This is a genomic window from Paraburkholderia sp. (genome assembly GCF_035948235.1).
In the GTDB taxonomy this organism is placed as follows: Bacteria; Pseudomonadota; Gammaproteobacteria; order Burkholderiales; family Burkholderiaceae; genus Paraburkholderia.
The window spans coordinates 1-12173 of the sequence record NZ_DASZJJ010000184.1 but is presented as its reverse complement, the minus strand read 5'-3'; the positions used below and the strand labels follow the sequence as shown (position 1 = coordinate 12173).

The window sequence follows — 12173 nt, the reverse complement described above, 5'->3', positions numbered from 1 at the left end:
GGCAATCCTCTCGCTGATCGGCAGCAAGCAGTTTGGCGGTCACGACCTGATTCCCTACGGCTGGGACATGCTGGTGGTCGCGATCATCTCGCTCGGCTTCTACTACTGGGGCGTGAATTCGGGTTACCGCACGCCGTATCTGGAAGAGCGTAAGGAACACGACGAAGTGCTCGAAGGTATCGGCGCTCATTAATCGCCGAAATAAGCACTGACCCATTAAAAAGCCCGCCTGAAGCGATTCAGGCGGGCTTTTTTGCGTCTGCGCTTGCGGCGCGCGGCGGGCGCCTACTTCGCTTACTGGGGCGTCGGCGACCCGAACACGTAATTCGTCATTGCCAGCGCGCGCTGGTAGGTGCCGAGCGACTGCACGCCGAGCGTGTAATCGTCGTCGGCGGCGCCCAGTGCGGCAAAGACTGGCAGCAGATGCTCGTCGGTCGGGTGCATCAGGACCGCGTGCGGCGCCTGGCGGCGATAGTCGAGCAGGGCGTCGATATCGCGCGCGGCCAGCCGTGCTTCGAACCAGTCGGTGAACTCGGCCACGCGCGGGTCGGCGTCCTCGGGGCGCGCCGAAAAGTCGGCCTGACGCAGGTTATGGGTGATCTGGCCGGAGCCGACCACCATCACACCTTCGTCGCGCAGTTCGCGCAGCGCGCGGCCCACGGCGAAGTGATACGCGGCGTCGGCGCGCGGCTGGATCGAAAGCTGGGCGACCGGCACGTCGGCGTCGGGGAACATCAGCAGCATCGGCACCCAGGCGCCGTGGTCGAGGCCGTGTGCTTCCTCATCGACTTCCACGCCCTGGGCGCGCAGCAGTGCAGCGGCGCGCAGCGCGGTTTCGGGCGCGCCGGGCGCGGAGTACTGGATCTCGTAGAGCGCGCGCGGAAAGCCGTAGAAGTCGTGGATCGTCTCGGGCTGCGTCGCCGTGCTGACGGCCGGGCGCTGCGTGTTCCAGTGCGCCGACAGCATCAGGATCGACTTGGGACGCGGTAGATGTTGCGCCAGCGCCGTGAAGCCTTCGCGCGGCATGGCAGGGTCGATCGGCAGCGTGGGCGCGCCGTGCGACAGGAAAAGCGTGGGGGTGCGGGTGGTCATGATCGTGAGCCGCGCGAAGCGGCCGGAAAGTTTCGCATTACGATCAATATAAGACTCAACCCGGATGAATTAAACGGGGCGTCGGGGAATTGATTGTGTCGCCCATGTTGATAATGGGCTAAGCGAAAAATCGCGTCAGATCAGTCGGCAGCGCTTCGCAATCCCGGCCACGCAGGGGCGAGCGCCGGGCCAAGCGCGAACAGGTCGAGCACGCGCGCGACCGTGTGATCGACCATCTCGTCGATCGAAGCGGGCTGGCTGTAGAACGCGGGCAGCGGCGGGAAGATCACGCCGCCCATCTCTGTCACGGCGGTCATGTTGCGCAGATGCGCGAGGTTGAACGGTGTTTCGCGCACCAGCAGCACGAGCCGGCGGCGCTCCTTGAGCGTGACGTCGGCGGCGCGGGCGATGAGGTTGTCGGAGAGACCGTGAGCGACGCTTGCGAGCGTCTTCATCGAGCAGGGCGCGACGATCATGCCGTCGGTCGCGAACGAGCCCGAGGCGATCGTGGCGCCCACGTCGCGCACCGAATGAACGACATCGGCGCGCGCGTGGAGGTCTTCCTTGCTGAGCTGCAGCTCTTGCTGGATATTGAGCCAGCCAGCGGCCGAGATCAGCAGATGCGTCTCGACGCCGCCCAGGCGCCGCAGCGTTTCCAGCATGCGCACGCCGTAGACGGCGCCCGTGGCGCCCGTGATCGCGATGATCAGACGGCGTGGAACGCCCGACGGGACGGCAGGCGCGGCGTTCACGCGAGACAAGACCGGGCCGGGTTTAAGCGGCTGCGAACAGTTGCTGCAGTTCGCCGTTCTGGTACATCTCCATCATGATGTCCGAACCGCCGATGAATTCGCCCTTCACGTACAGCTGGGGAATCGTCGGCCAGTTCGAGAATTCCTTGATGCCCTGGCGGATCTCGTCGTCTTCGAGCACGTTGACCGTCTTGAGCTGATCGACGCCGCAGGCTTTCAGGATCTGCACGGCGCGGCCGGAGAAACCGCACATCGGAAACTGCGCGTTGCCCTTCATGAAGAGGACGACGGCGTTTTCGTCGACGATCTGCTTGATGCGCTGTTGGGTGTCCATGTCTGACCTTGGCTTGCTTGAATGAGGTTGATGCGGAATACGTGGGATGCAGAACGAAATGATAGCGGATTTCGTCCGTGCGGGCCGGGCGTGCCCAAGGCAATCCGGCGCGTTCTAGCTCGTGAAGCGGCCGCCGCTGATGCGCTCGATGCCCGCCAGATCGAGCCTGGAGGCGACATCGGCAAAACCGCGCGCATCGAGCAACGCGCGCACGGCCGCCGCCTGATCGTAGCCATGCTCCATCCAGAGCACGCCGCTCGCGACGAGGCGCGCCGGAGCGCCTTCGACGATCGCGCGCAGGGCACTGAGGCCGTCGGCTTCGTCAGTGAGCGCGCCGCGCGGCTCGAAGCGCAGGTCGCCCTGGTCCAGATGCGGGTCGCCGTTGGCGATATAGGGCGGGTTGCTGACGATCACGTCAAAGCGCAGCGCGGCGTCCAGCGCGTCGTACCAGCTTCCTTCGATAAACGTCAGCGCGCCGCCCGCGCGCGTGGCGTCGAGCAGCTTCGCGGCGTTGCGCGCGGCTACGCCAAGCGCGCCAGCCGAACGGTCGACGGCCCACACGCGCGCGTCAGGCCGCGCCGAGGCGATCGCCACCGCGATCGCGCCGCTGCCGGTGCCCAGATCGAGCACGCGCGGCTGGGCCACGCCTTCGATGGCCGCGAGCGCGGTTTCCACCAGCAATTCGGTTTCCGGGCGCGGAATCAGCACGTCGGGCGTGACCTCGAAGTCGAGGCCGAAGAACTCGCGCGCGCCCACGAGTTGCGCGATCGGCTCGCCGGCCGCGCGGCGTGTTTCGAGCGCGCGATACGCGGCAACGCTCGCGCTTTCGAGCGGTTCGTCGCCGCGCGTGATGAGTTCGGTGCGACGCCAGCCGAGCACGTGCATCAGCAGAATGCGCGTTTCCAGCGCCGGCAGCGGCGAGGCGCGCAGCAGGGCGTCGGCGGTGACGTGCGGTTCGCTCACGATGTCAGCGGCGCTCAATCGGCGTCGCCCAGCGACGCGAGCTGCTCGGCCTGATGCTCGGATACCAGCGCGCCGATCAGTTCGGCGAGATCGCCGTCCATGATCGCTTCGAGGCGATAGAGCGTCAGGTTGATGCGGTGATCGGTCAGACGCCCTTGCGGGAAGTTATAGGTGCGGATGCGCTCCGAACGGTCACCCGAGCCCACCAGGCTCTTGCGCGTGGCCGCTTCCTTGGCGTGCTGCTCCTGATACTGCTTGTCCTTGATGCGCGCGGCCAGCACCTTGAGCGCGCGATCCTTGTTCTTGTGCTGCGAGCGGTCGTCCTGACATTCGACCACGATGCCGGTCGGCATGTGCGTGACGCGCACCGCCGAATCGGTCTTGTTGATGTGCTGGCCGCCTGCGCCCGAAGCGCGGAAGGTGTCGATACGCAGATCGGCGGGATTGATCTCGACTTCGCCGATTTCATCGGCTTCCGGCATCACCGCGACCGTGCACGCCGAGGTGTGGATGCGACCCTGCGTTTCGGTGGCGGGCACGCGCTGCACGCGGTGGCCGCCGGATTCGAACTTGAGCTTCGAATAGGCCGCTTCGCCCGCGATACGCACGATGACTTCCTTGTAGCCGCCCAGGTCCGATTCGCTCGCCGACATCATTTCGATCTGCCAGCGATTGCGCTCCGCGTAGCGCAGATACATGCGCAGCAGGTCGCCCGCGAACAGCGCGGATTCGTCGCCGCCCGTGCCCGCGCGGATTTCCAGGAAGACGTTGCGATCGTCGTTGGGGTCCTTCGGCAGCAGCATCATCTGCAACTCGTGCTGCAACTGCGCCATGCGTTCGCGCGCGGCCTTCACTTCGTCTTCGGCGAAGTCGCGCATCGAGGCGTCCGACAGCAGATCCTTGGCGGCCGCTTCGTCATCCTTGGCCTGGCGCCATTGTGCGTAGTGCTCGACCACCGGCCCAATTTCCGCGTGCTCGCGTGTGAGCTTGCGGTACTGGTCGCGGTTGGACGTCACATCGGGACGGCTCAACAGGTCGTTCAGCTCGGCCAGGCGTGTCGTCAGCTGGTCGAGCTTCGATTGCATGCTCGTTTTCATCGGGCGGTGCGGAGCGAACTCCGGTCAGGACTGCGGGAAAAGGAGAGGCGGGCGGAAGCCCTGGTGTCGTCGCGCAAATCGCATGCGCGGACGGCTTGCGCGGCGAGTGCCGCTAACGGTCCGAAGAACCGGACGCGTTGGACGATTCGTCGAGATTGGACGCCTGCGCGACGGTCTGAGCCGCCGCTTGCGCTTCACCACCCCTGGCCGGCTGACCGTGGCGGTAGAAGCCGCTCATCAGCTCGATCAGCGAGTCGCGGCTTTCGCCGCTCGACGTGTTGAGCGCGTGCGTCGGGCCGTGAATCAGCTTGTTGGTGAGCGCCTGCGAAAGCGCTTCGAGCACGGCGGACGGATCGTCGCCGCGCGCGAGCATCTTGCGCGCGCGATCGAGTTCGGTGCGGCGCAGCGCGTCGGCCTGCGTGTGCATGTGGCGGATGACCGGCACGATGCTGCGCGAGTCGAGCCACTGCATGAAATTCGCCACGCGCGTTTCGATGATGGTTTCGGCCTGCGCGACCGCGGCCTGGCGCGAGGCATTGCCTTCGCGCACGATCGTGCCGAGATCGTCGACGGTATAGAGGAACACGTCTTCGAGCTGGCCGACTTCGGCTTCGATGTCGCGCGGCACCGCCAGATCGACCATGAAAATGGGGCGGTGACGGCGCGCCTTGACGGCACGCTCGACCGCGCCCAGACCGATGATCGGCAACGTGGAGGCCGTGCACGAGACGATGATGTCGAACTCGTGCATGCGCGCGGGCAGTTCGGAGAGCGGAATCGACTTGCCGCCGAAACGTTCTGCCACATAGCGGCCGCGCTCGGCAGTGCGATTGGCGACCACCAGTTCGCGCGGCTGCTGGGCGGCGAAGTGCGCGGCGCAAAGCTCGATCATTTCGCCCGCGCCAATGAACAGCACGCGCTGGTTGGCAATCTTGTCGAAGATGCGCTGCGCGAGACGCACGGCGGCCGCGGCCATCGACACAGATTGCGCCCCGATTTCCGTGCTGCTGCGCACTTCCTTCGCCACGGCGAAGGTGCGCTGGAACAGCTGATTCAAATAGGTGCCGAGCGCACCGGCTTCGGTGGCGGTGCGCACCGCCGTTTTCATCTGGCCGACGATCTGCGTTTCGCCCAGCACCATCGAGTCCAGACCCGACGCCACACGGAACGCGTGACGCACCGCTTCGGACTGCGGCAGGGTGTAGACGTGGGGAGCGAGTTCTTCGGCGCGGATGCCGTGGTAGTGCGAGAGCCATTCCACTGCGGAATCGCGCGAGGCTTGCGCGTCGGTCGCGCAATAAAGCTCGGTGCGGTTGCAGGTGGACAGGATGGCAGCTTCGGGCGCGCTGAGGGTGCGCTTGCCACCGGTCCACGCTTCCTTGAACAGGGCGAGGGCCGGTTTGATCTGTTCGAGCGGAAACGCCACGCGTTCGCGCAAGGCGACGGGCGCGGTGTGGTGATTGATTCCAATCGTTAGAAGCTGCATACCATGGGGCGAAGATTTAGGCGGATATTATAACTTTTCCGCGCTTCTGACATTGGCGTCGGCAATGTCAGCGTCATCCCCAGTATTAATCGGTAGTCGCTCGAGTTGATATCCGTAGCCGTATAGCGTGGTTAAGCGCCAGCCGTGCTCGGGTCCTAGCTGCAATTTGCTGCGCAGCCGCGAGGCGTGCGTGTCCAGCGTGCGCGACCGAACGTCGCGGTTCAGATTCCAGACCGTTTCCAGAATGCGCGCGCGTGAAACGGGGCGCGATGCATTGGTGAAAAGCAGCAAGGCGAAGCGGAATTCCTTGGGCGTGAGCGTGACGCTGTGGCCCCTGAAATTGACCGCATAGCGCGCCGAATCGAACTGATAGTCGCCAAAGCCGTAGTGCGCGCGGTTGCGCGGGCGGCGTACACCGGCACGGCGCAGCAGCGCGTCGATGCGCGCGAGCATTTCAGGGCCGCGCACGGGCTTGGCGATGCAGTCGTCGGCACCGGCCTGCAGACTGGCGACGATTTCGCTTTCGTGCGGCGAGGCCATCAGCACGATGGCGGGCAGTCCGGGCAGCAGACGGCGCGCGCGCGGAATGAGTTCGTCCCCGCCGAGGTCGCCGCACCAGTAGGCGGCCATCAGGAGATCGAAGGCGTCCTCTTCCAGCGCTTCGACAAGCGGGGCGCCGTGAGGGAAATAGCGGCAGGCGTGACCGCCTGCAATGAGCAGGCGTTCAATGATTTCAGCCTGGCGCGCGTCAGGTTCGACAAGAGCGATTCGCATAGGGGAGTGCAGCCGGGGCGGGTCGGGTGCGCTTGCCTTGAGTCATCCCGCCCCCTACACTCAAGCGCTACGCGGGAAGCGCTGAGCCGACCGTTTTCCAGTAAAAATACTGTTGTAAATGAGACCTAGGAATGCTATTCGCCGTCCCCCCGCAGTCCTATAGGACTCGTCTGAAATTCCTTAGGACACGGCGCTAATGGGCTGGCCAGGCATCGTCGTCCTCGGAATCGCCATCGGCTTTGCGGGATGGCTGCTGCATCCCCTTCGTCGCGCCGCCGGGCCGGCTGGCCGCACGCTCCTGCTCGCCATCGTCGCCGCCCTCGCCGGCGCGGCGCTAGCGAAAGCGGCAGGCCGCGCCACCGGCCTCTTCTACGACGGCGAATTGCTCGAATGGCCGGTCTGCACGGCTGTTGCGTTCGTCTTCGTGGCGGTGTCGATGGCGCTGCGCGCGCGCCGCTGACAGACCCCGCATTCCCGCTTACAGCACCCCACATACGCAACTCTCGCAGGTGAAAACATGAACGCCCGACTTCCCGAAACGTCCACGACTCCCGAACGCATTGCCGCGCTGCGCGCCGCGATGGTTGCCGCGAGCGTCGACGCCGCCCTCGTGCCGTCCGCCGATCCGCACCTCTCCGAATACCTGCCGCGCCGCTGGCAGGGCCGCGAGTGGCTGTCGGGCTTCACCGGTTCGGTGGGCACGCTGGTCGTGACGAAGGATTTCGCGGGCGTGTGGGTCGATAGCCGCTACTGGGTGCAGGCCGAAAACCAGCTCGCGGGCACCGGCATCGAACTGATGAAGATGACGGCTGGCCAGCAGAGCGCACCGCACATCGCGTGGCTCGCGCAGAACGTGCCCGCGGGCGGCACGGTCGCGGTGGACGGCGCGGTGCTGGGCGTGGCCTCGGCGCGCTCGCTGGCCGACGCGCTCGAAGCGCGCGGCGTGGCGCTGTGCACCGATGTCGATCTGCTCGATGCGGTCTGGAGCGGCCGCCCCTCGCTGCCCGTGGAGCCCGTGTACGAACACGTCGCGCCGCACGCCGACGCGCAGCGTCCGGCCAAGCTCGCGCAGGTGCGCGAAGCGATGCGGGAACTGGGCGCGCAGTGGCACTTCATCTCGACGCTCGACGATCTCGCCTGGCTCTTCAACCTGCGCGGCGCTGACGTGAACTACAACCCGGTGTTCGTCGCGCACGCGCTGATCGGCCCGGACGACGCGACGCTCTTCGTCGCCGAAGGCAAGGTGAGCGCCGAACTCGCGCAGGCGCTCGCGCGCGACGGCGTGCGCGTCGCGCCCTATACGCAGGCCGTCGCGGCGCTGGGCGCGCTGCCCGAGGGCGAAACGCTGCTGGTGGACCCGCGCCGTGTGACGCTCGGTTTGCTGGAAACGGTGCCCGCGACGGTGAATCTCGTCGAGTCGCTCAACCCGAGCACGAGGCTGAAGTCGCGCAAGACCGCCGCGGAAGCCGAACACGTACGCGCCACCATGGAGCAGGACGGTGCGGCGCTCGCTGAATTCTTCGCGTGGTTCGAAGCGGCGCTGGGCCACGAGACCATCACCGAACTCACCATCGACGAAAAGCTCACCGCCGCGCGTGCGCGCCGTCCGGGCTTCGTGTCGCTGTCGTTCGGCACGATTGCGGGCTTCAACGCCAACGGCGCGATGCCGCATTACCGCGCGACCGAACAGTCGCATAGCGTGATCGAGGGCGACGGCCTGCTGCTGATCGATTCGGGCGGCCAGTATCTGGACGGCACGACCGACATCACGCGCGTGGTGCCGGTGGGCACGCCCAGCGCCGAGCAAAAGCGCGATTTCACGCTGGTGCTCAAGGGCATGATGGCGCTGTCGCGCGCGCAATTTCCGCGCGGCATCCGCTCGCCGATGCTCGACGCCATCGCGCGCGCTCCGATCTGGGAAGCGGGCGCCGACTACGGCCACGGCACGGGTCACGGCGTGGGCTACTTCCTCAACGTGCACGAAGGCCCGCAAGTGATCTCGCACTACGCGCCCGCCGAGCCGTGGACGGCGATGGAAGAGGGCATGATCACCTCGAACGAACCGGGCATCTATCGTCCGGGCAAGTGGGGCGTGCGTATCGAAAACCTCGTGCTGAACCAGAGCGCGGGCACGACGGAATTCGGCGATTTCCTGAAATTCGAGACGCTGACGCTTTGCCCGATCGACACGCGCTGCATTGATCTGGCGCTCTTGCGCGAGGACGAGCGCGCATGGCTCAATGCCTACCACCAGACGGTTCGCGAGCGCGTCTCGCCGCATGTGAGCGGCGACGCGCTGGCGTGGCTTGAAAAGCGCACGCAGCCGATCTGATCGCTCTTTAACGCAGGGTCAATCGACGGAGTGCAGACGCATGGCGATCAAGGCAGTGGTGTTCGACTTCGGCGGGGTGCTGGTGGACTGGAGCCCCGAGTATCTCTATCGCAAGCTGATTCCCAACGACGACGAACGCCGCTGGTTTCTCACCCACGTCTGCGCGATGGATTGGGTCGTGCGTCAGGACGGCGGCGAGCCGATCGCCGTCGGTACTGAAGAACTGGTCGCGCGCTTTCCCGACCACGCGCCGCTGATCCGTGCGTTCTATGAGCGCTGGCACGAGATGATCGGTGGTTTGCTGGAGGGCGGCGTGGCCACTTTCGAGCGGCTCGAAGCGGCGGACGTGCCGATCTTCGGTCTCACGAACTGGTCGGCGGAAACTTTCCCGTGGGCGTGGGAGCGCTTTGGCATCCTGCGCCGCTGCCGCGATGTGGTGGTGTCGGGGCGCGTGAAACTGGTGAAGCCCGATCCGGCGATCTTCCACGAGATGTTCCGCCGTATCGAGGCGCAATTGCCGGGCGTGCAGCCCAACGAAATCGTCTTTATCGACGACAACGCGCACAACGCCGCAGCTGCCAACGCGCTCGGCTGGCATGGCGTGCATCACACGAGCAACGCCGGCACCGACGCGAAGCTGCGCGAACTCGGCCTGCCGGTTTAATCCTCGGCTACTTTGCCGCCGGCGCGCCGAACAGATTGCGCAGCGCGTCGGCGATACCCTTCGCGGTCTGTCCCGCGCCCTGCGCCACGCCTTGCGCGCTCACCCCGAGCGCCTGCGCAAACCCCGCCCGCAACTCGGTCATCACGCTCTCGTTGAGCTTGAACTTCGGGTCGTGCAAATCCCCGTCGAGCACGAAATGCAGCGTGATATCGCCCTTGTGCGACTTGAGCGCGGCGACGGCTGCGCGCGTCGGGATCGACAGGAACGAGTCGAGCGGGTCGTCGCTTTCGGCCAGTTGCAGATGGTGCAGCGTGACGGTGCCCGGCGCATGCAGATGGTAGCCGCGCACGGTCGATGTGAGGTCGAGATCGAGCGTACCGCCCGTGACGTTGGCCTTCGCGCCGGCTTTTTTCAGCAGATACGGATCGAGCATAACGATGTCCACGCCGCGCAGCGTCGTGTGCGTCTGCGAGTCCTTGCTCGCCAGGCGCATCGTGCCGTCGAAGCTCACGTGACCGGTGTGCGCCGGGCCTTTGAGCGCGCCCGTCACCGCAATGTGCGTGGGTTCGTCGAGCGCGGGCAGATGCACGTGATCGACATTGGCGTGCGCGTCGCTCACCGTCACGCGCCACGGCGGATTGCTCACCGAACGGTCGTAGAACACGAAAGCGCCGTTGTCTAAAACGATGTGGTCGATCAGTTTTTCGGTCGGCAGACCGGTGCCGCCGGAAGCCGCCGATGCCGGGGACGCACCCGGGGACGCACCGTTCGCGGCCTCCATCTCGCGCCGCAGATTCGGCAGGATTTCGATCGAGCCGTTCTGGCGGCGCAGGACCGTCATCGTGAAATCGCTGACATGGATTTCGCGTACGTGGACGTGATGCGAGAGCAGTGCGCGCAGATCGGGCGTGATGGTGATGCGCTGCGCGTGCAGCATGTCGGCGGTGGGCCAGTCGGGCGGCGGTTTGAGGCGCACGTCGGTGAGTTCGACGGACGTGAGCCAGAAGGCCACGTCGATGCGCGACGCCGTGCCAATGGGCGCAAGCGCGGCCTCCACGCGGGCTTTGGCCTCGCGCTGAAGCGCGTAGAGCCCGGCGAACGCGAGCACGACAAGCGCGGCGATCACGATCGCGACGATCAAGGTGATGCGGGAAGCCGGGCGTCTGCGATTCGACATCGACATGCGGGACACCTCGCCATGCAAAGAGCGGATCAATAGCGATCAAGCGTAGCCGCTTCGAGCAACCGCCGTGCCGCAGGTGCGCCAGAGGTGTGGCAGAGGTCTGGCAGAAGCGACAACGGCGGCCCGCGGGCCGCCGTTGTTTGCTATCGATACAGCCTGATTAACGGCTGATCGGCTTGTAGCGCAGACGCTTCGGACGCGCGGCTTCTTCGCCCAGACGCTTGATCTTGTCGGCCTCGTATTCCTGATAGTTGCCGTCGAAGAACGTGACCTGCGAGTCGCCTTCGAACGCCAGGATGTGCGTGGCGATACGGTCGAGGAACCAGCGATCGTGGGAAATCACCATGACCGAGCCCGCGAATTCGAGCAGCGCGTCTTCGAGCGCACGCAGCGTTTCGACGTCGAGGTCGTTCGACGGTTCGTCCAGCAGCAGGACGTTGCCGCCCGAAATCAGCGTCTTGGCCAGATGCAGACGGCCGCGCTCACCACCCGACAGATTGCCGACGATCTTCTGCTGGTCGCCGCCCTTGAAGTTGAAGCGGCCGATGTAGGCGCGCGACGGCGTTTCGTACTTGCCTACCGTCAGCACGTCCGCGCCGCCCGAGATTTCCTCGAACACGGTCTTGTTGGCGGCCAGCGCGTCGCGGCTCTGGTCCACGTACGCGAGCTTGACCGTCGGGCCTTGCACGATCTCGCCCGAATCCGGCTGTTCCTTGCCCGTGAGCATGCGGAAGAGGGTCGACTTACCGGCGCCGTTCGGCCCGATGATGCCGACGATCGCACCGGCCGGAATCTTGAAGCTCAGGTCGTCGATCAAGAGACGATCGCCGTACGACTTGCTGACGTTCTTGAATTCGATGACTTCGTTGCCCAGACGCTCGCCCGCCGGAATGAAGATTTCCTGCGTTTCGTTGCGCTTCTGGTAATCCGTGCTCGACAGTTCCTCGAAGCGCGCGATACGCGCCTTCGACTTCGCCTGACGGCCCTTCGGGTTCTGGCGCACCCACTCCAGTTCCTTCTTGATGGCCTTCTGGCGCGCGGACTCCGTCGCTTCTTCCTGCTTCAGGCGCTCTTCCTTCTGGTCGAGCCAGCTGGAGTAGTTGCCCTTCCAGGGGATGCCGTGGCCGCGGTCGAGTTCGAGAATCCACTCGGCGGCGTTGTCCAGGAAGTAGCGATCGTGGGTCACGGCGACCACGGTGCCCGGGAAACGCGTGAGGAACTGCTCCAGCCACTCGACCGATTCGGCATCCAGGTGGTTGGTCGGCTCGTCGAGCAGCAGCATGTCCGGCTTTTCGAGCAGCAGCTTGCACAGTGCGACACGGCGCTTTTCACCGCCCGACAGATTGCCGATCTTCGCGTCCCATGCCGGCAGACGCAGTGCATCCGCGGCGATTTCGATCTGCTGTTCGGCGCTGCCATCCGCGGTGGCGAGGATCGCTTCGTACTTGGCCTGCTCAGCGGCGAGCGCGTCGAAATCCGCGTCCGGCTCGGCATAC

The 12173-nt window shown here is 65.6% G+C and carries 11 protein-coding genes and 2 pseudogenes; 4 read left to right on the top strand and 9 right to left on the bottom strand.

Annotated elements, in window-relative coordinates; all coding sequences use genetic code 11:
• Window positions 1–193: pseudogene (locus tag VG320_RS16025) on the top strand (amino acid:proton symporter); the annotation flags it as partial.
• A 101-nt stretch (window positions 194–294) separates the two neighbouring features.
• On the opposite strand, the gene VG320_RS16020 reads toward VG320_RS16025, so the two are convergent.
• The 7 genes and pseudogenes from VG320_RS16020 to VG320_RS15990 form a co-directional block, all read right to left on the bottom strand.
• A complete protein-coding gene (locus VG320_RS16020) occupies window positions 295–1092 on the bottom strand; it encodes a class III extradiol ring-cleavage dioxygenase (RefSeq protein ID WP_327201069.1) in 798 nt (265 codons plus the stop codon).
• 140 nt (window positions 1093–1232) lie between these two features.
• A complete protein-coding gene (locus VG320_RS16015) occupies window positions 1233–1853 on the bottom strand; it encodes a UbiX family flavin prenyltransferase (protein ID WP_327201068.1) in 621 nt (206 codons plus the stop codon).
• 13 nt (window positions 1854–1866) lie between these two features.
• Window positions 1867–2178, bottom strand: coding sequence for a Grx4 family monothiol glutaredoxin (grxD, locus tag VG320_RS16010; RefSeq protein WP_112174893.1), 312 nt, complete (start codon window positions 2176–2178; stop codon window positions 1867–1869).
• 114 nt (window positions 2179–2292) lie between these two features.
• Window positions 2293–3159: a peptide chain release factor N(5)-glutamine methyltransferase gene (prmC, locus tag VG320_RS16005; protein WP_327201067.1), complete on the bottom strand. Its 867-nt coding sequence runs from the start codon at window positions 3157–3159 to the stop codon at window positions 2293–2295.
• On the bottom strand, window positions 3156–4238 hold the full coding sequence (prfA, locus tag VG320_RS16000; protein ID WP_144272476.1) for a peptide chain release factor 1: 1083 nt from the start codon (window positions 4236–4238) through the stop codon (window positions 3156–3158). Before prfA ends, prmC begins: the two co-directional genes overlap by 4 nt.
• Window positions 4239–4455: 217 nt before the next feature.
• A pseudogene (hemA, locus tag VG320_RS15995) lies at window positions 4456–5724 on the bottom strand (glutamyl-tRNA reductase); the annotation flags it as partial.
• A 27-nt stretch (window positions 5725–5751) separates the two neighbouring features.
• Complete coding sequence (locus VG320_RS15990; RefSeq protein WP_327201065.1) at window positions 5752–6498, bottom strand: response regulator transcription factor; 747 nt, start codon at window positions 6496–6498, stop codon at window positions 5752–5754.
• A gap of 196 nt (window positions 6499–6694) precedes the next feature.
• On the opposite strand from VG320_RS15990, the gene VG320_RS15985 reads away from it, so the two are divergent.
• Genes VG320_RS15985 through VG320_RS15975 form a run of 3 tightly spaced genes read left to right on the top strand, consistent with a single transcriptional unit; the run spans window position 6695 to window position 9494 of the window.
• Entirely contained in the window at window positions 6695–6958 is a 264-nt protein-coding gene (locus tag VG320_RS15985; RefSeq protein WP_327201064.1) for a hypothetical protein, read from the top strand.
• A 57-nt stretch (window positions 6959–7015) separates the two neighbouring features.
• Entirely contained in the window at window positions 7016–8830 is a 1815-nt protein-coding gene (locus VG320_RS15980; protein WP_327201063.1) for an aminopeptidase P family protein, read from the top strand.
• Window positions 8831–8870: 40 nt separating this feature from the next.
• Window positions 8871–9494, top strand: coding sequence for an HAD-IA family hydrolase (locus VG320_RS15975; RefSeq protein ID WP_327201062.1), 624 nt, complete (start codon window positions 8871–8873; stop codon window positions 9492–9494).
• A gap of 7 nt (window positions 9495–9501) precedes the next feature.
• Here the strand turns inward: VG320_RS15975 and VG320_RS15970 are convergent, their stop codons facing one another.
• Together VG320_RS15970 and ettA are read right to left on the bottom strand one after the other, a co-directional pair.
• Window positions 9502–10677, bottom strand: coding sequence for a DUF748 domain-containing protein (locus VG320_RS15970; RefSeq protein ID WP_327201061.1), 1176 nt, complete (start codon window positions 10675–10677; stop codon window positions 9502–9504).
• Window positions 10678–10837: 160 nt separating this feature from the next.
• Window positions 10838–12173 (bottom strand): energy-dependent translational throttle protein EttA (gene ettA, locus VG320_RS15965; RefSeq protein ID WP_327201060.1); only part of this gene is annotated, 1336 nt, incomplete at its 5' end.

Excerpts from the sequence above, each read along its gene's own strand:
- grxD (WP_112174893.1), bottom strand. The coding sequence starts at position 2,178 with ATGGACACCCAACAGCGCATCAAGCAGATCGTCGACGAAAACGCCGTC.
- VG320_RS15980 (WP_327201063.1), top strand. The coding sequence starts at position 7,016 with ATGAACGCCCGACTTCCCGAAACGTCCACGACTCCCGAACGCATTGCC.
- VG320_RS16020 (WP_327201069.1), bottom strand. The coding sequence starts at position 1,092 with ATGACCACCCGCACCCCCACGCTTTTCCTGTCGCACGGCGCGCCCACG.
- prfA (WP_144272476.1), bottom strand. The coding sequence starts at position 4,238 with ATGAAAACGAGCATGCAATCGAAGCTCGACCAGCTGACGACACGCCTG.
- VG320_RS15985 (WP_327201064.1), top strand. The coding sequence starts at position 6,695 with ATGGGCTGGCCAGGCATCGTCGTCCTCGGAATCGCCATCGGCTTTGCG.
- VG320_RS15990 (WP_327201065.1), bottom strand. The coding sequence starts at position 6,498 with ATGCGAATCGCTCTTGTCGAACCTGACGCGCGCCAGGCTGAAATCATT.
- VG320_RS15970 (WP_327201061.1), bottom strand. The coding sequence starts at position 10,677 with ATGTCGATGTCGAATCGCAGACGCCCGGCTTCCCGCATCACCTTGATC.
- VG320_RS15975 (WP_327201062.1), top strand. The coding sequence starts at position 8,871 with ATGGCGATCAAGGCAGTGGTGTTCGACTTCGGCGGGGTGCTGGTGGAC.